Source organism: Paenibacillus sp. Y5S-9, assembly GCF_036894235.1.
Lineage (GTDB): Bacteria > Bacillota > Bacilli > Paenibacillales > Paenibacillaceae > Paenibacillus.
In genome coordinates, this window is sequence record NZ_CP145887.1 from 3,365,049 (window position 1) to 3,383,935 (window position 18,887).

The following is an 18,887-nucleotide window of genomic DNA, read 5'->3' on the forward strand; positions in this document are numbered from 1 at the left end:
AACTAAAAAACATCGAGCCATGCAGGATGGCTTGATGTTTTTTAGTTTAAATTGAATGAGCTTGTCATTATTGTGGCAAAGCTTCCATCGCATCACGTCTTTGTTTGATATATCTACCGGGGGAGATGCCGACCATTTTGGTGAAACTGCGAATAAAATTGGCATAGTCACTAAAGCCCGATTGAAAGCATGCATCCGTAATACTCATTCCTTCAGACAGGTGGAATTTGGCCCGTTCAATACGTCGACCCAAAATGTAGGAACGGATTGTCAATCCAGTATGCTTTTTGAACTGGCGGCTGATATAAGTACTATTCATGTAGAACACTTCGGCAAGTTTGCGAAGCGTAATGTCTTGATTTAGATGTGTTTCAATATAATCCATGGTTTCACGAACCAGTTCAGGCATAATGTCATTGGGAACAAAGGAATTGTTATGGAACCAGACGTTAATCATGACCAACAATTGGGCTACGGCTGCATTTATTTTGATATCGGTGCCATAAGCATCGGAAGCAAGCAATCCTTCCAGTTCGTTCGTACATTGCAGCATCTGCTTCATGTTATAGTCGTCTAAATGTACGATGTTGCCTGTTCCTTTGGGGCGATGATCAAAACATGACGATAGATTGGTTGATGGTGTGGAAAGCTGAAACAGATATGTTTTTTTGAGATTGATTGTAATTCGCTCATACTCAGATTCATCCAGAATAAAGGCTCGGTGCATCTCCTCGGGTGACATCACAAGCAAATCGCCAGGCTGTACATGGTAACATCGATTTTCTACATAAAAGTGAACGTTGCCACGAAGAAACAGGTAGATCTCGTATGCATTATGGCGATGATAGATCGTTTCCAGCTTATACGTCGTTACACTGTGTAGATATAAGAGCTCAGGCTGGATGGGATCATAAAAACACTCAGAGGATCCACTCATGAAGTACCTCCCGTCATTTCACGCAATAAATAGAGCGGTTAACGCAATGAAATTGTACTCAGCTTACCTTAAAATGTAATCATCCTATCATGATACCTTTTGTATTGCAAACGCTTTCTTGTAGAAGGCACAACTAAAACGATTTTAGGGGGATTCTTTCGATGAATCATCAATCAACACCACATGCTGGTGAGCAAAAGCAAGACCAAGCTGCCAATCTGGAGCGTATTGCAGGGGAGATTGGAAAACTTCGTCCCAACGGTAATCCTCTGGTGGCCCACAAATTTGGAGCCGACCCCTATGCTTTGGTATTTAACAATCGAGTTTACTTATATATGACTAGTGATAAGCTGGAATATGATCAGGACGGTCTTCCTCAGAAAAACAGTTACAGTTCAATCAACCGGATTACGGTCATTTCTTCGGATGATTTAATCAACTGGACCGATCACGGGGAGATCAGAGTTGCTGGACCTCAAGGCGCAGCAACATGGGCTTCGCAATCATGGGCGCCGGCAGCTGCTCATCGAAACGTGGATGGCAAGGACTGTTTCTTTCTTTATTTCGCTAACAATGCCAGTGGAATTGGTGTATTGTCTGCACCAACACCTGTAGGTCCATGGATAGATCCTATAGGAAAGGCACTTATTACAAGAGAAACTCCGGGAGTGGAGGAAGTAACCTGGTTATTCGATCCGGCTGTCATTGTTGATGATGATCATCAGGCCTACATATACTTCGGTGGTGGTATTCCGCAGGGGAAAGCAGAAAGACCTGATACGGCAAGAGTGATGCGATTGGGAGACGATATGATCAGCGTGGTTGGCATCGCGAAGGTTATTCAGGCGCCTTATATGTTTGAGAGTTCAGGGATACATAAATATAATAATAGTTACTACTATACGTATTGTTCCAATTTTGTCGAAGGTGATCGGCCAGAGGGCAGCCCACCACCCGGTGAAATTGCATATATGACCAGTGTTCAGCCAATGGGACCATGGACATATCAGGGAACGCTACTCCAGAATCCTGGACACTTTTTTGATATTGGCGGCAACAACCACCATGCTATATTTCAACTAGCGGATCAATGGTACATCGCCTATCATGCCCAGACATTATGCCAAGCCATGAATATTCCCGAAGGTTACCGTTCAACACATCTGAATCGAGTCGAGCATGATGAGGCTACTGGCAAGATCAAGAAGGTGCATGCAGATTATCAGGGCGTAGATCAAATCAAGTGCTTCGACCCCTATGGACGGGTAAGCGGTTCCACGATTGGATGGAGTAGCGGAGTATCAACAGAGCAATATCTTGACTCTGGTGAGTTGTCTGCATCGGATTCGAATACGATGTCCGCTAAGCTGCAAAATGACAGCTGGATAGCTATAGCCAAGGTCGACTTTGAAAGTGAAGGACCAGCAACCTTCTCAGCCACTATCGGGAATCAAGGAGCAGAAGGTACGTTGGAACTTCGACTTGATCGTGCAGACGGCCCGTTAATTGGAGAAATCCTTGTTCCGCCCGCGACCGGATCTCTTCAATGGGTGGAACTAACAACAAAAGTTACGGGTGCAAAAGGTGTACAAAACTTGTATATTAAGCTTAGAAATTCAACAGACAGCTCAAGCATCCTTCTAAGAGAATGGAAGTTTAACAGAAAAAATGAGGTGTAATTGAAGCATGTATCCGAATCCGATTATTTGGGCCGATTACCCGGATCTTGACGTTATTCGTGTAGAGGACACATATTATATGGTTAGTACAACCATGCATATGATGCCGGGATGTGTCATCCTGCGTTCATATGACCTGATCCATTGGGAAGTTGCCACATATGTATACGACACATTAGATGATACACCTGCCCAACGGCTGGTGGATGGTCAGCATATTTATAGCAAAGGCATGTGGGCTGCATCACTCCGCTATCATCAAGGGATGTTCTATGTGATCTTTGTTGCAAATGATACTCGTAAGACATACTTGTATACGTCCCCCACCATCTCGGGAGTTTGGAAGAAACAAGTAGTCGAAGGGTTTTACCATGACTGCTCCTTATTTTTCGACGATGATGAACGAGCCTATCTCGTGTACGGTAATACCGAGATTTATCTGACCGAATTAAGCTCTGATTTGTCCGGGCCCAAACATGGTGGAGTGCATCGTATGATCGTAAAAGACGAGCAGCCTCATCACCTTGGTTATGAAGGGGCACATTTCTACAAGATCAACGGGAAATATATTGTATTCCTGATTCATATAACGAAAGCTTCCGGACGGAGAACACAGGCGTTTTATATGGCCGACTCTCTGGAAGATGTCTTCACTGGTGGTGAAGTGTTCAATGACGATATGGATTATTTCAATTCAGGTGTTGCTCAGGGCGGTATCGTGGATACACCGGATGGAGACTGGTATGCAATGCTGTTTCAGGATCATGGGGCTGTTGGCCGGGTTCCTGTTTTGGTTCCGCTCCATTTTGATCAAGGTATACCGGTTTTTGCAAGCAAAGCGCCTAAGCAGATAGAGATCCCTAGCACGAGACCAGAGCACCGTTATAACCCGTTAGTAGGTAGCGACAGTTTCAATTATGAACCCGAAAAAGATGGAAGCGTCCGCCTCCGTGATTTTTGGCAATGGAATCATACACCTAACAATGAACTCTGGTCCGTCACAGAGAAATCGGGGGTGTATCGTGTTCGAACGGGACAGATCAGCCCAAATCTGACGTTTGCGGTAAACACACTAACCCAGCGTTCAATGGGGCCCGCTTGCGAAGCCATAGTTACGCTTGATGGCAGTCGTCTGAATGATGGGGATTATGCCGGATTGTGCTTTCTGATCGGTTCGTACGGTATGATCGCTCTTACGAAGCAGGATAGCAAGTTTTACTTGGTCATGCATGCCAGAGATAGTGAGGATTCCACCATATTTGGCAATCTGATCGACCAGAAGCCAGCCACTGAACATGAACGTATCCCGGTATCAGATCCAGTAGTTAAACTAAAAGCATTCGGAAATTTTGAGAACAATCTGGATGAGTGCTCTTTTGCTTATTTCGATGGGGTTAAATGGAGAGATATAGGGATTATCCACAAAATGATATATAAACTGGATCATTTTATGGGTTGCCGAACGGGGTTGTTTGTATATTCAACTGAAATGGTTGGAGGAACAGCTGACTTTTCGAATTTTGAATATCGCGTGATTAATCCTAATGAGAAACAATGAAAATACGTAAAAGCCGCCCAACGGCGGCTTTTCGTATTCAATGAGTACAAGTTGTTGTACAATGATATGGATTCAAAGTTGACAGAGAGAAGAGAGTTGTTCAAACCGAACTGGGGGCATGTCGTCATGTATAAGAGATGTCTGGACATAACAAGATGGACCTTCATTCTGTTCCTTGCTGTGTCCATACCAGCAGGTCATACCGAAGGTAATACCAAACAACATCATCCGCAGCAAGATGGGCAACAGATTCAACTTCCCGCTACGTTTGAGAGGTATTCTCCTCCCATAGCGGTCTCTTTTGTCAGGGAAACTGGAGATGACCTTGAGCGCATGATTAGTCAGTTACCTGGTGAGACGATGCTGGATAATCGCTGGACTCGTTTGTACGAGAAAGAGCTAGGTATACAAATTCACTATGACTGGATTGCTAATGGAGATGTATACAATCAGAAGCTGGGTGTATCCCTTGCCGCAGGACGTTTCCCAGATGTGGTAAAAGTAAACCCATATCAACTTAGACAACTGAGCAACGCTGGAATGATCGAAGATTTAACCCATGTGTACCAAGAACATGCTTCACCACTTACGAAGAGTATATTAGAGGCAGAGGGAAGAGGAGCATTTGATGCGGCAACCATTGACGGCAAACTCATGGCTATTCCCGAATCATCTTCCTCGATTGAGACTGCGCAGTACCTGTGGATTAGAACCGATTGGTTGAAGCATTTGGGGCTACGGCCGCCTGAAACGATGGAAGAACTTCTCCAGGTTTCGAAAGCGTTTACAGAAGAAGATCCCGACGGGAACGGAGAGCAGGATACGTACGGACTTGCGCTAACGAACCATCTTTGGGATCCAGTTATGGGAGCTGCAGGCTTGATGTCAGGCTACGGTGCCTACCCTAATATATGGGTTAAAGATGCAGAAGGAAACCTCAGTTATGGAGGCATACAGCCTGAAGTTCGGGAGGCACTGAAAGCACTGCAAACGTTGTATCGTGAAGGCCAACTTGATCCGGATTTTGGCTATAAAAGCGGAAGCAAGGCGTTTCGTCTGGTTCAGGATGGGAAAATAGGGATGCTCTACGGTGAACAGTGGACATCCTTTATGCTCCAGACCACCCGTGATACAGATGTAGATGCAGAGTGGCAGGCATATCCTATTGTTGCAAACTCGGACCGAAATCTGTTTGTACCGCTACGTTCCAACACAGGGCAATACTTTGCCGTAAAAAAGGGCTTTTCTAATCCGGAGGTCGTTGTAAAGCTTATGAATCTGCATCTCGACATCAACTGGGGGGATCAGGCGCAGTATGAAACATACTACAACGACGACTCCCGAGCTGTGTGGATGCTTTCACCGGTAACTCCTTTTCCCGGTAATAAAAATATAGATGCATACAAACAAATTCGTGATGCCAGAAGTACAGGAGATTTCTCGGCTCTGCAGAATGAAGCTCTCGCCATTCACAAACGCATTGTGGCCTATGAAACGGAAGATGTAGAGAGCGGCTGGGGCTGGAAACAAACCTATGGGCCTTCGGGTGCTTTTAGCATTGCAGATTCATACGAGAAGAACGGCCAACTTCTCTATGATCAATTCACGGGCGGAATTACGGACACGATGGTTGATCGACAAATTATTCTTCGAGATCTTCAGCTTGAAGCCTATATGAACATTATTCTAGGCAGGTCGATAGATGAGTTTGATCAATTCGTTGAGAACTGGCGCAAGCTGGGGGGAGATCAGATCACATCGGAGGTTAACGCGTGGTTTCGCACCAGCAAGCCAAAGGAGCGCTAATGTTCACTTTATTCTTACAAGGAACCCACTCAGCCCTTGGCATTGGAGGTGAATGCATTGATCAAGATCCCTGCTAAATCATGGTTTAACAGTATATTTGCGCGATTAATAATCACCTATCTGGTATTTGTGCTCCCTCTTATTCTTCTTGGCGTGTATCTGTATCATTGGAGTTATGACAATGCAAGCCAGGAAATATCGTTGTCAACGGAAAGACGGTTGAACCAATATGTGGTGGAATTGAACAGAGAGATAGAATGGATGGAATTACAGCAGTTTGATATCGTTGAGGATCGAAAACTCAATCGTCTGGCCATTCTCTGGGACATGATGGATCAGGTTGAGCGGCGTGATACATTAAATTACCTGACTGAACGACTCGCTTCATTCAAGAATAGCACTGCTTATATCAAAAACGTTCATGTACATATCCCTTCTGTTGGCAAGAGTATATCCGCGATCCAAGGCATCGATGATTTCGATAAAAGTTCATATCTATATTTCAGTTCGGGCATGCAAGGAAAAGGTACACGTTTCACGGTGAAAGAGGACGCCTTGAACTTAAGTGCCGTCAGGCTGACAGGCACGAGAGGAGAACCACCGCTGTTTGTCATTCAAGTGGAGCTGGATACATACCATTTTCAGAATGAACTCACACGGCTTAATTTGTACCCGGAGAGTTCAACCTTTCTGATTGAGGACAAAACGGGGCATGCCATCACAGATAAACATCAAGCTAGTGTTATTCTCGCGAATTACCGTGAGCACAGTGTAGAGGGTACACTTGATGGCTTTCGGATGAAGGTGGGGGACACCATGTACCATGTTAGTCAGTTACATATGGACTCCCTGGGCTTATCCGTAGCTACATATCTACCTGAGGCAATTGTTACCAAGCCACTTAGCAAGTTCTATCATTGGGCTTGGCTGTTTGCAATTACATCATTTGTTGCCATCACGGCGTATCTCTATTCAAGTTACAAGTTGATTCATATCCCGTTACTGTTGTTGGTGAAAAGATTCAAAAAAATGGAGGGAGGCATGCTTGATGTCCCCATTGCGCACAACCGAAAGGATGAATTTGGCTTCCTCTACACCCGTTTCAATCTAATGATTGAAAATCTTCAATCCCTGATCGATCGAGATTTCAAGAAAACACTGATGATGCAGCGGGCCGAGTTGAAACAGCTCCAATCGCAGATTAATCCTCATTTTCTGTACAATAGTTTCTTTATTCTGAATTCACTGGCAAGGACAGGAGAAACCGAACGTATTGAGCAATTCACGAACATGCTTGGAGAGTATTTCAGGTTCATTACCCGGAATGAAACCGATCATGTGAAGTTGAAAGTGGAAGTTGAGCATTCACGAATCTATACAGAGATTCAACAATTACGATTCTCCAGACGAATCAAAGTTGATTTTGGGTCACTACCTGTTGAGATGGAACATATTAAAGTTCCCAGACTCATTATTCAACCCATTATTGAGAACGCCTACGAACACAGCCTTGAAAAGAATACGGACTCCGGTCTTCTCATTATTGGGTTTAATATGGAAGGTTCATATGCCGAGATCACCGTAGAGGATAATGGGAATGAGTTGGAAGAGCAACACATTCAAACTCTTCAACAACGCTTGCATAAGGACGGAGGTACAGACGAAATGACCGCGTTAATAAATATTCATCGACGTCTGATCCTGACGTATGGAGAAGGAAGTGGCCTTTTTCTATCCAGAAGTAAACTGCAAGGGTTAAAAGTCACAATTCGAATCCAGTGGAAAGAGGGGGAAAACGAATGTATCGACTTTTGATTGTAGATGACGAGGAGATTATTACGGATAGTCTCTATGAAACGTTCGCCAGACATATACCCGACCAGCTTGATGTATGTAAGGCCTACTCTGCAACAGAAGCATTGTCCTGGATGCAACGTTCGAGAATTGACATTGTTCTAACGGACATCCGCATGCCGGGCATGAGTGGCTTGGAACTGACAGAGCGGATTCAAGCCAGTTGGCCGAATTGTCGCGTCATTTTTCTGACAGGACATAGCGATTTTGATTATGCCTATCAAGCTTTTCAGATGTCTAATGTGCGTTACTTGCTCAAAACGGAGGGCTATGACAAGGTGATGTCGGTTGTAGAAGATGTGATGGAAGAGATCCGGCGAAGTCACAGCATGGTTGAGTTGTTGGAACATTCTCATAAAGTCAAGTCGCAGCTTGCACTGATTCAGCAAAAAGAGTATTTACGGAAACTACTTCAAGATTGTACAGCGGTTCTAGATTCTACTACGGACGTGCAGGACGAATTATCCAAACGAGATATAAGATTACAGATCAACTCGCCTGTTTATCTCATACTGGGGCGGTTCAATAATCCGCCAGAAAAGGGTTCGGACCTCACACAAGTTCAGGAATCTGTTCGCATTATCGGCTCTTCTCTGATGAATGAGCGTACAGTGTGCGCAAGTGTAACGGACCATTATGGGGATACGATCTGGCTGCTTCAGCCGAAGCAGGAGGAAGAGATGACAAATGATAAACTTGTGCGATTTCTAGAAGGTACACTAGAACTGGTACAGGAAGCGTGCATGGTATCACTCGGCGTATCCATTGCTTTTTCATTAAGTAGTCGAAGCTGCAATTGGTCCGAGTTAACCAAACAATATGAACGTCTGAGATTACTCCAGTGGATGAAAATTGGGGATGGTGTATCCATGGTACTCACGGATCATCGTAATGATCTCTCATCTGATGTACCCAAAGAATCCATGCGGATCTCAAACCGGATCGAGATTATGTCAGGATATTTGGAAACGGGACGAATTCAGCCATTTTACGATATATTTGAGGAGCTTGCAGGCGAACTGCTGCAGCAGGATATTACGATGGAACGTGCCATGGAGACATACTACAATCTGGCCTTATTATTGCATTCAACGATCAATCGTTGGGGTCTTCAACAGAAGATCCCGGATCAACGAAGCTTGCTGCACTTAGGGGAGTATACGTGCATGAAGGATGCAGTACAATTTTTATATCGTGCTGCCGATGAATTAGTACGCTACAAAAGGTCAAATGAACAGGAACGCGCTAACGTTGTCATTCATTCCTTATGCAGTTACGTCAAGGAGAATCTGGAGAAAGATCTCTCTCTGGTGAGATTGGCAGAACTTCATCATTTTAATCCATCCTATCTGTCGCGATTCTTTAAGCAGGAAATGGGGATAAACGTGTCAGAGTTCATTGACGACTGCCGAATACGGAAAGCCAAAGAATTGCTTCAGAACACAAATCTTATGGTACGTGAGGTCGCACTTCAAGTGGGGTACGAGGCTGCACATTCGTTTACCCGACTTTTCAAGAAAATAACGGGAATGACTCCCCAAGAATACCGGGAATCCCTTTTGGTACGTTAATGGTGAATCCTTTGGAATTGACCAAACCCAAATAACCACAAAAAAAAGCAGGATGTATTCTTCAGCCTGCTTTTTTTTGTGGTTATTATCTACTTGATAAACAAAGCGATTCGGCGTTTCACCTTAGGCCGTGTTGATTTTTTGTCTTCTATATGCATTGGGACTCGATCCGGCATACGCTTTGAACTTTTTATAGAACCAATCAATATCCTTATAGCCTACCTCAATAGCAATCTCATATATTCGCAGATTTGTGGAAGACAACAACTGCTGGGCCTTTTCCATACGTTGCTGGAGCATATAATCATTGAAAGACATCTTCTCTTCCAGCTTGAACTTCTGTCCAAGGTACGCACAGTTAAAATGAAGCATGTCAGAGATCTTCTTCAGCGTGATTTCATCACTCAGATGATCCCGTACATAGGCCTTGACAATACGAATGACATGACTGGAGTGCATGGGTTTACCATTCATTTGAACGGGTGTTTTGAAGAACGACGACGTTTTGTGTGCCGGGTCGGTTTCAAGGTGGGATCTAAGTCCATGCAGACTGTTAAGTAAAGTAGAGGGACTAACAGGATACGGGAGATAATCATTTACCTGATACGTCAGGGCTTTGCGTACAAACCTGAAGTGATCTCTTCCACCCATCAGGAGGATGGGTATCTGACTTTTCTTTCGAATGTTGTTGCATAACCAGAGCCCCGCGGTATCAAACCTCTCTGTATGTACCATAACAAGGGAAAAGTCTCGTTCTGACAATGCGGTCAAAGCCTCGGCCGATGAGAACACACAATTTGCGATAGTATATTGAGCTTTGCTCCGTAGCAACATCTGTTGCAACTCTCCGCACAAACGACGGCTGAAATCCACAAGTAAAATATCATACATGAAGCAATACCTCACCTTCTGCTGAATTGTAATGCGCTAGATTAACTGAAATTTGACTTAATTTCATTATGGTAATAAAAGAAAGCGCATACAATGTGCATATTTTTGTAGACAGTGCATTTCTTTACCAATTAAAACCTATAATGCACTTTGCTCGTGCAAAATTACGCAAATCTATATTCAGCCCGGGTAAACATCTGTATTTCGGCAGGTTGTTTGCGCTTTCATTGTGACGATACACTGTGATAGCAAACGACAATCAGGGGGGAAGACGATGAGAAAAAACAAGTTCATGCTACTGAGCCTGGTATTTGCGGTCTTGTTGGTGATTGCTGCATGCAGTTCTGCACCTACCGCTCAACCCGAGCCGGAAAAGACAACACCACAGGAGGAACAAAAACCCGCGGAAACCGAGCCCAAGAATGAAAACTCCACGCCAGAAATGGACTTTGACATGGGTGGCAGAACCATCAAGGTTGTTGCTTGGTGGGACATGGAAATACAGGGGAACAACCCGGACAATATTCAACGCCTTGAGAATCTCGAAGCGCTGAAGAAAAAACACAACTTTAATATTGAATACGTTTCCATCGATTTCGGTGAATATCAGGAAAAAGTAGTTGCTTCCCTGATGGCCGGTGAACCGCTTGGCGATCTGGTGAGATTGGGCAAAAACTATGCCATTCCGGCATTGACCAAACAGGATCTGTTATGGCCGGTGGATGATTATATTAAAAACGACAAGGTATTCAACCAGAAAACAACCAAGGAATACATGCAGTATGAAGGCAAAGGTTACGGCTTTACTGAGGACCAGTCCTCGTTTATCAACGGAATTTTCTATAATCGCACACTCATGCAAGAGCTCGGCTTGAAGCCACTTCAGGAGTATGTGGATGCCGATGAATGGAACTGGGATACATTCATCAGTGTTGCCAAGCAAGCGAACAAGGATCGAAACAATGATGGCAAGCTGGATACTTGGGGACTCGCTCAAACGGGCTTGCTGGAACCGATTCTGTATTCCAACGAGGCTTCTCTGACCAAAGAGGATAAGCAGAACCTGGAAGATCCAAAAACGAAAGAAGCGTTGAACTTCCTGTCCAAACTGGCTACCGAGAAGGTCGGCAGAGCTTCTGAGGGCGGCGATTGGACAGAGCCATCCACGTTCTTCCGTCAAGGCAACACCTTGATGTATTCAGGTGCCATGTACGAAGTCGAAGGTATTATGACGGATATGCAGGACTACGATATTGGTTTTGTACCGTTTCCAAAAGGTCCAAGTGCAACAGCGTATCACTCCGGTGAGTCACGTTACCAAGCTATAACAATTCCAAAAGCGGTAGAGAATCCGGAACAACTGATGTACATCTGGGAGAAAATTAACGAGATCGATTCGATCTATGAGTATCCGGGACAATCCACACTGGAGACACATCTGACCGATGAAGCAGATATCAACAACGCCAGAGAAGTAGCGGAAGGTATGTTGGTTCTCGACCATAACACATTCCCGTCCTTGCCGTTCTGGGACTTTGATGGGGAACTCAAAGAAGGGGTGTCCGTATCTACGCTGATCGAGAAATACAAGGCTCCTTTCCAGGCTGCGATTGATGAGGTTTACAAATAAGTATCACGTTACACGGGCAGAACGCACCAGTGAAGGTGCGGTCTGTCCGGGTTAGTCAATCGTCCAGTTCTCTCAACGCTTACAGGAAAGGGGATACATTCAAACATGCGGTCACGTAAGAAAAAGGGACTAATCCTGGTGCTTGTCCTGGCCTTGGTGCTCTCCATATGGACACTATATCCATCGCGGGATCGTAATCCGGGAACGGTACATGCGCTTGAGGACTTTGAGGCGGTATCGGGAACCGAGGATTCATTCAGTTATGAGCATTATCTGACTACTCATGACAATACGGCCAAACCGGATGAAATTGTACGCATCGAAGGCGAATCTTATGTTCAGGCAGAGGATGGGGAATTTGAGGTTGTGCAAGGGTACGCCGGATTAGACGGAAGTGCCGTGATTACGCCGGAAACTGGAACCATTCGCTGGGATGTTCCCGTTCAAGTGAGCGGTTTGTACAACATTCGCATTCACTATTATCCCGTAGAAGGCAAAAGCTCCGGGATCGAACGTAGGTTTGAACTTAATGGTAAGGTCCCGTTCAGAGGGGCCGATATTCTTCTGTTTGACAGGGTATGGGGGAATCGCGAGGATAACGTCCGGCAGGACGATCGTGGCAACGAGCTTAGACCAAGACAAGTGGAACAGCCCGAATGGCAACTGACTTCCTTCAAGGACAGCGCAGGGTACTTCGAGGAACCGTTTCAGTTTTATTTTGAAAAAGGCAATCAACAGTTCTCGCTCACTTCATTAAGAGAAAGTATGGCGATCGATTATATCGAGCTTTACCAGGAAAATGAAGTCCCGTCCTATACAGAGCTGGAGAAGACCTATGCCTCACTCGGCTTGAAACAAGCGGCTCCTGTCATGCTGAAAGTACAGGGGGAGGAAGCTGTCAGCAAGTCATCCCCTACACTGGCACCAATCTCGGACCGATCAAGCCCTTCACTCGAGCCTTATAATGTATCGAAAATTCGGATGAACGCCATTGGGGGCATTAACTGGAAACTGCCGGGCGAATGGATTGAGTGGGAAATTGACGTGCCTGAAGACGGATTGTATCAAATCGCGCTTAAGGTGAAGCAGGATCAATTGCGTGGCATCTATGCCACCCGCAGCCTGACGATTAACGGCGAAGTTCCGTTTAAGGAAATGAAACGAATTCGATTTAACTACAGCCCGGCCTGGCAAACTCAGGTGTTGGGATCGGGAGAAGATCAGCCATATCAGTTTCATCTGGAAAAAGGGAAACACCGAATCCGAATGACGGTTACACTTGGCGACATCGCTCCGTTGCTGCGGACCGTGGAATCCAGTGTGCTGGAACTGAATGAGATGTATCGCAAAATATTAATGATCACCTCCAACAGTCCAGACCCACTGCGGGATTACCAGCTGGAACGGCGTATTCCGGAGATGACGGAGGTGTTTGAACGACAAGCTGACACCTTGCGCTCCGTTGCAGATTACCTGGAAAAGGCCACGGGTGAGCAAAGTGACAAAGTGGCCGTCCTGCACGCCATGGTATTGCAGCTTGAAGATATGGCGGCCAGACCAGAGACGGTTCCCAAACGGCTGGATACGTTCAAAATTAACGTAGGTGGTCTTGGCACATGGATTCTATCGGTACGTGAACAGCCGATTACATTGGATTACCTTGTCGTATCTCCGCCGGGTGAATCACTGCCAAAAGCGGAAGCGAGCACCGTCCAGCAGGTGAAGCACGAACTGGGCGCATATGTTGCCTCGTATACCGAAGATTACGACAGCATTGGCAACGTGGAACAAAAGAAGGATGCCATCACCGTATGGATCACGACCGGACGAGATCAGGCCCAAGTACTGAAAGGCATGATCGACGATTCGTTTACCCCGGATACGGATGTGTCCGTGCAGTTACGTCTCGTTCCGCCTAATATTTTGCTGCCCGCAACACTCTCTGGGGAAGGACCGGATGTAGCCATGCAGATGGGCGAAGACATTCCGGTGAACTATGCGATGAGGAATGCAACAGCGGATCTGAGTCAGTTTCCCGATTTCGAGGAAATTTCGGGCAGGTTCCGTGAAAGCGGATTGACACCTTACCGCTACAACGACGGGGTATATGCCCTTCCGGAGCAGCAGCATTTTCCAATGCTTTTTTACCGCAAAGATATTCTGAATGAACTGGGCCTCGAACCGCCGAAAACGTGGCAGGACGTATATAACGCCATCGCCGTGCTGCAGAAGCATAACATGGAGTTTTATCTGCCGATAGAGGATACGCTGAACAATGCCAACCTGGTTCCGAATTCAACCTTTGCGATGTTGTTATATCAGAATGACGGAACGTTTTACACCGAAGACCAGAAGAAAAGTGCACTGGATTCGGAGATTTCAATGGACGCGTTCAAACGCTGGACGCAATTTTATACCAATTACAAGTTTCCGCTCAAAGCCGACTTTCCGAACCGCTTCCGTACCGGGGAAATGCCGATCGGGATTGCTGATTACACCACGTATAACATGCTGACGGTTATGGCTCCGGAAATCCGCAATCTCTGGGACTTTACGATTGTTCCGGGTACACAGCTTCCGGATGGGTCCATACGGCATGAAGTGGCCAGCGCTACGAGTGCGGTGATGATGCTCGAAAATGCCGACAACAAGGAAGCGGCGTGGAAGTTCATGAAGTGGTGGACTGATGATCAGACCCAGATTGAATACGGGAGAGAAATGGAAGGTCTTATGGGAGCGGCTGCCCGTTACCCTACGGCCAATATCGAAGCCTTGAAGCAATTGCCTTGGCCTGTGAAGGATTATCAAAATCTCGAGAAACAATGGGAATGGGTACAGGGAATCCCGCAGCTTCCTGGAGGTTACTTCACGGGACGACATCTGGATAACGCCTTCCGCAAGGTGGTCAATGCTAATGAAAATCCACGTGAAGCCTTATCGGACTATGTGTTGTACATTGATGATGAAATTGAATTGAAACGCAAGGAATTTAATCTGAAATAGAGGAAAGGGAGGGTAACGGTTGCAAGCTAAAACTACCAAGACAGCCGCCGCTCCTGCCGTCCATACCCGCCAGGTCGGCTGGTGGTCCCTATTGAAGCGGGATCTGTATCTCAGCAGGCATTATTATGTATTGATGGCACCGTTTATGCTGATTTTTTTCATGTTTACGGTCATTCCGGTCGGCATTTCACTCGGGCTCAGCTTTTTTCACTTCAATATGCTGGAGCTGCCGCGATTTGTCGGCTGGCAGAACTATTCCCGGCTTTTTCTGAACGATGACGTATTTCTGATCGCGCTCAAAAACACGCTGCTTTTTGCCGTGATTACAGGCCCTGTCAGTTATATTGCCTGCTTTTTGTTTGCGTGGATCATTAATGAGCTGTCTCCTAAAATTCGGGCGGTCATGACGCTGGTTTTCTATGCCCCATCCATATCGGGCAACGTCTTTTTCATCTGGCTGATCATCTTCTCTGGTGACAGCTACGGGTATATGAACGGCTTCCTGATGCGCCTTGGCGTCGTACTGGAACCGATCCAATGGCTCGCAGATGAGAAGTATGTACTGGCAATCGTCATTATTGTACAGCTGTGGCTGAGCCTGGGAACCAGCTTCCTGGCCTTTATTGCAGGACTGCAAACCATTGATCGTTCTCTGGTTGAAGCAGGAACCGTAGACGGGATCAAAAACCGCTGGCAGGAGCTCTGGTACATCACCTTGCCTTCGATGAGACCGCAGCTGATGTTTGGTGCGGTAATGCAGATTACTGCTTCCTTCGCCGTAGCTGAGATCTCCATCGCACTGGCAGGTTTCCCGAGCGTAAACTATGCGGCACACACAGTTGTCACGCATCTGATGGATTTCGGAACCATTCGTTTCGAGATGGGGTATGCCTCGGCCATTGCAACGGTCCTGTTTGCCCTGATGCTGGGTACAAACGTTCTCACGCAAAAAATGCTTAGAAAGATAGGTGAATGACGATGACCAGCAAAGTACGTGCCGTGTTTGGCATGCCAAAAAGGCTTAATCGGTCATTTACCGTCAGCCTGATGTTATTTGCATTGCTGGGCGTGTTCGGCTCCTTTATGGTGCTTCCGCTCATCTATGCTGTCAACAATGCATTCAAGCCGCTGGATGAGCTGTTTATTTTCCCGCCGCGCTTCTGGGTGAACAATCCGACAACGGAGAATTTTGCCGATCTGATCAACCTCATGGGCAATTCTTGGGTGCCGTTATCCCGCTATATTGCCAACACATTGCTCATTACGATACTTGGCACAGCGGGGCATATCCTTCTTGCATCTGCAGCAGCTTATCCGCTGGCGAAATATCGTTTTCCGGGTTCCAAAGTGTTGTTCACCATTGTCATTCTGTCCCTGATGTTCTCGCCGCATGTTACGGCGATTCCGAACTACATGGTCATGTCCTGGCTCGGCTGGATTAACACTCATGCGTCCATTATTGTGCCATCACTTGCGTTCTCGCTGGGACTTTTCCTGATGAAACAGTTCATGGAGCAGATTCCTGATGCTTTGCTGGAGGCAGCCAAAATCGACGGGGCCAATGAATACCGGATATTCTGGAGCATCGTGATGCCTAATGTAAAACCGGCATGGCTCACACTCATGATCCTGCAGTTTCCAGCTTTATGGGGAACGGATGGCGGGAGCTTCATTTACAGTGAAAATCTCAAAACGCTGCATTATGCGCTCAGTCAGATTGTGCAGGGAGGGATTGCAAGAGCCGGTGTAGGTGCGGCTGTTGCCTTGCTGCTGATGATTGTACCGATCACCCTGTTTATCATCTCTCAGAGCAGTGTTATGCAGACGATGGCCACTTCGGGCATGAAAGAGTAGAAAGGAGGCAGCGAGGTGCGGAGAAGCACATGGAAAAAACGTAAATCGATCATCATGGGCATGATCTGCCTCCTGTTGTTCGTTCAAGAGGCGCCCTATGTGAGTGCAGACGGTAAAACGGATGCGTATCATTATTCATTCTGGGGTGACGCAGTTCCGGCACCGGCGGCATATGAGGCAACAACCATTATCACCGGCAAGAAGCTGAACACAACTCCGATGAAAGAGCCAAGTGACATGCATGTTACCGCCAATCAGCACGTCTTTGTGCTCGACTCGGGCAATGGCCGCATCATTGAGATGGATCGCAACTTCAAGCTGGTACGGACGATTGATTCATTTGAGCAGGAAGGCAAGGAAGATCATTTTAAGAATCCACAGGGATTGTACGTCACGGAAAAGGGCCATCTGCTGGTCGCTGATTCGGATAATCACCGGGTCGTGCATCTGGATGAACAGGGGAAGCTGGTCAAGATCGTGTCTGAACCAAAATCGGATCTGTTAAAAGCAGACTTCCAGTTTAAACCGATGCGGATTGTTATGGACAAAGGGGAGCGTATCTACGTCATGGCCGAAGGCGTATTTGATGGATTCATGGAGTTCAGCGCCGATGGTACGTTCTCTTCCTTCATTGGAGCGAACAGAGTTCAGGTGGACCCGGTGGAGTATCTATGGAAACGGTTTGCAACACGGGAGCAGCGCAGTCAGATGGTGATGTTCACTCCAACGGAATTTACCAATCTGGATATGGATGAAGAGGGCTTTATCTACGCCACTAGCGGGGATCGCGGCAAAGATCCGGTCAAGAAGCTGAATGCCCAGGGTACAGACATTTTGCGTAGAGAAGGCTATCAGACTCCGCAGGGTGATTTGCTGTATACCCAGGAAGCAGGGCCATCCCGTCTGATTGATGTGGATGTGGGTGACAGTGACATGTATTCCGTACTGGATTCCAGCAAGGGCCGAATCTTCACCTACAATGGAGACGGATATCTGCTCCATATATATGGCGGCATCGGGAACCGGCTGGGCCAGTTTAATACACCTGTTGCCCTGGAACGTGCGGGAGACCGGATGTTAGTTCTGGATAAAGCGCTGGGAGAAATCACCGTCTTTCAAACAACGGAATACGGACGTACACTCCACGAAGCGGTGCGCAGCTACTATAACGGTGATGAAGATCAATCTTCGGTGCTGTTTGCCCAAGCTGCTGAAATGAACGCTAACTTGGAATACGCGTATGCGGGAATTGGCAAAGCATTGCTTCGTCAGAAGGAATATGCCGAGTCTGCGAAATATTTCAAGCGCAGCATGGAGCCCAAAGGGTATTCCAAAGCTTTTCTTTTGTACCGCAAAGAGCTGATGCGTGAGCATTTTTCATGGATGATGTCCGGTATATTCCTGGCTGTCGCTGCGATTGTCACCGTCATCATCGTTCGCAGGCAGAAAAGGAGGACTACGAATGCAGGCATCAAGTAAGGAACTATACCAGTACCCGCTGCACCTGATATTTCATCCGTTTGACGGATACTGGGAATTGAAATATGAACGGAACCAGAGAAACTCACTGCTGATTGCTTTCATGATCCTGGTGCTTCTGGTCATCACCAAAATTTTGCATGCCCAGTACAGCGGTTTTCTAATTAACCTCAGTAATCCAAAGTACCTGAACAGTCTGCTCGAAATGGTATATGTCATTATACCGGTGCTGTTTTGGTGTGTGGCCAACTGGTCGTTAACCACATTGATGGACGGGGAAGGCAAGTTCTCCGAAATTTTCATGTCAACGTGTTTTGCACTGGTACCGTTGTTCCTCATTCATTTTCCATGGATCTGGCTAAGTCTTGTGATCTCTGCGCAGGAAACTGCCTTTTATTATTTCTCCAATGCACTTGCCGTTGCGTGGACGGTATATCTGTTATTTGTGGGAAATATGACGGTTCATCAGTACACACCAGCCAAAACGGTGCTCACGATGCTGCTGACACTTGTGGCGATGGCGTTTATGGCATTTCTGTGCCTGTTATTTTTCAGTCTTGTACAGCAGATTGTATCGTTTGTCGTAACCATCTACCAGGAATTAGTGCTTCGGGGCTAAGGGAGG

General features: G+C 46.4%; 13 protein-coding genes. 11 read left to right on the forward strand and 2 right to left on the reverse strand.

The window, feature by feature from the left end; translation table 11 throughout:
* Positions 1-67 precede the first annotated feature (67 nt).
* Complete coding sequence (locus V6669_RS14995; RefSeq protein ID WP_036670934.1) at positions 68-937, reverse strand: AraC family transcriptional regulator; 870 nt, start codon at positions 935-937, stop codon at positions 68-70.
* Between the two features lie 161 nt (positions 938-1,098).
* Here V6669_RS14995 and V6669_RS15000 point away from each other — a divergent pair, with 161 nt between their 5' ends.
* The 5 genes from V6669_RS15000 (at position 1,099) to V6669_RS15020 (ending at position 9,405) form a co-directional block, all read left to right on the forward strand.
* The gene (locus V6669_RS15000; protein ID WP_338594715.1) at positions 1,099-2,616 is read left to right on the forward strand and encodes a glycoside hydrolase family 43 protein; all 1,518 of its coding nucleotides are present in this window, start codon (positions 1,099-1,101) and stop codon (positions 2,614-2,616) included.
* Between the two features lie 7 nt (positions 2,617-2,623).
* The gene (locus V6669_RS15005; RefSeq protein ID WP_338594717.1) at positions 2,624-4,174 is read left to right on the forward strand and encodes a family 43 glycosylhydrolase; all 1,551 of its coding nucleotides are present in this window, start codon (positions 2,624-2,626) and stop codon (positions 4,172-4,174) included.
* Between the two features lie 126 nt (positions 4,175-4,300).
* Positions 4,301-5,980: an extracellular solute-binding protein gene (locus V6669_RS15010; RefSeq protein WP_338594718.1), complete on the forward strand. Its 1,680-nt coding sequence runs from the start codon at positions 4,301-4,303 to the stop codon at positions 5,978-5,980.
* 48 nt (positions 5,981-6,028) lie between these two features.
* Positions 6,029-7,795 carry a histidine kinase gene (locus tag V6669_RS15015; protein ID WP_338594954.1) on the forward strand — a complete coding sequence of 589 codons (1,767 nt, stop codon included), beginning with the start codon at positions 6,029-6,031 and terminating at the stop codon, positions 7,793-7,795.
* Complete coding sequence (locus V6669_RS15020; RefSeq protein WP_338594720.1) at positions 7,780-9,405, forward strand: response regulator; 1,626 nt, start codon at positions 7,780-7,782, stop codon at positions 9,403-9,405. Before V6669_RS15015 ends, V6669_RS15020 begins: the two co-directional genes overlap by 16 nt.
* 123 nt (positions 9,406-9,528) lie before the next feature.
* Here the strand turns inward: V6669_RS15020 and V6669_RS15025 are convergent, their stop codons facing one another.
* Positions 9,529-10,296: a helix-turn-helix domain-containing protein gene (locus tag V6669_RS15025; protein WP_062834412.1), complete on the reverse strand. Its 768-nt coding sequence runs from the start codon at positions 10,294-10,296 to the stop codon at positions 9,529-9,531.
* Between the two features lie 274 nt (positions 10,297-10,570).
* Here V6669_RS15025 and V6669_RS15030 point away from each other — a divergent pair, with 274 nt between their 5' ends.
* The 6 genes from V6669_RS15030 (at position 10,571) to V6669_RS15055 (ending at position 18,881) form a co-directional block, all read left to right on the forward strand.
* On the forward strand, positions 10,571-11,926 hold the full coding sequence (locus tag V6669_RS15030) for an extracellular solute-binding protein (protein ID WP_036670945.1): 1,356 nt from the start codon (positions 10,571-10,573) through the stop codon (positions 11,924-11,926).
* Positions 11,927-12,031: 105 nt separating this feature from the next.
* Positions 12,032-14,929 carry an extracellular solute-binding protein gene (locus V6669_RS15035; protein WP_338594722.1) on the forward strand — a complete coding sequence of 966 codons (2,898 nt, stop codon included), beginning with the start codon at positions 12,032-12,034 and terminating at the stop codon, positions 14,927-14,929.
* A gap of 19 nt (positions 14,930-14,948) precedes the next feature.
* The gene (locus V6669_RS15040) at positions 14,949-15,905 is read left to right on the forward strand and encodes a sugar ABC transporter permease (RefSeq protein ID WP_338594723.1); all 957 of its coding nucleotides are present in this window, start codon (positions 14,949-14,951) and stop codon (positions 15,903-15,905) included.
* Between the two features lie 2 nt (positions 15,906-15,907).
* Positions 15,908-16,783, forward strand: coding sequence for a carbohydrate ABC transporter permease (locus V6669_RS15045; protein WP_026081082.1), 876 nt, complete (start codon positions 15,908-15,910; stop codon positions 16,781-16,783).
* A 15-nt stretch (positions 16,784-16,798) separates the two neighbouring features.
* A complete protein-coding gene (locus V6669_RS15050; RefSeq protein ID WP_076331157.1) occupies positions 16,799-18,262 on the forward strand; it encodes an NHL repeat-containing protein in 1,464 nt (487 codons plus the stop codon).
* A complete protein-coding gene (locus V6669_RS15055) occupies positions 18,246-18,881 on the forward strand; it encodes a YIP1 family protein (RefSeq protein ID WP_076331158.1) in 636 nt (211 codons plus the stop codon). The genes V6669_RS15050 and V6669_RS15055 overlap by 17 nt, the downstream gene beginning before the upstream one ends.
* The last annotated feature ends 6 nt before the right edge of the window (positions 18,882-18,887 follow it).

What these genes read in the sequence shown, in the direction of transcription:
- V6669_RS15010 (WP_338594718.1), top strand. Translation starts at nt 4,301, where the DNA reads ATGTATAAGAGATGTCTGGACATAACAAGATGGACCTTCATTCTGTTC.
- V6669_RS15025 (WP_062834412.1), bottom strand. Translation starts at nt 10,296, where the DNA reads ATGTATGATATTTTACTTGTGGATTTCAGCCGTCGTTTGTGCGGAGAG.
- V6669_RS15005 (WP_338594717.1), top strand. Translation starts at nt 2,624, where the DNA reads ATGTATCCGAATCCGATTATTTGGGCCGATTACCCGGATCTTGACGTT.
- V6669_RS15035 (WP_338594722.1), top strand. Translation starts at nt 12,032, where the DNA reads ATGCGGTCACGTAAGAAAAAGGGACTAATCCTGGTGCTTGTCCTGGCC.
- V6669_RS15000 (WP_338594715.1), top strand. Translation starts at nt 1,099, where the DNA reads ATGAATCATCAATCAACACCACATGCTGGTGAGCAAAAGCAAGACCAA.
- V6669_RS15055 (WP_076331158.1), top strand. Translation starts at nt 18,246, where the DNA reads ATGCAGGCATCAAGTAAGGAACTATACCAGTACCCGCTGCACCTGATA.
- V6669_RS14995 (WP_036670934.1), bottom strand. Translation starts at nt 937, where the DNA reads ATGAGTGGATCCTCTGAGTGTTTTTATGATCCCATCCAGCCTGAGCTC.
- V6669_RS15020 (WP_338594720.1), top strand. Translation starts at nt 7,780, where the DNA reads ATGTATCGACTTTTGATTGTAGATGACGAGGAGATTATTACGGATAGT.
- V6669_RS15045 (WP_026081082.1), top strand. Translation starts at nt 15,908, where the DNA reads ATGACCAGCAAAGTACGTGCCGTGTTTGGCATGCCAAAAAGGCTTAAT.
- V6669_RS15030 (WP_036670945.1), top strand. Translation starts at nt 10,571, where the DNA reads ATGAGAAAAAACAAGTTCATGCTACTGAGCCTGGTATTTGCGGTCTTG.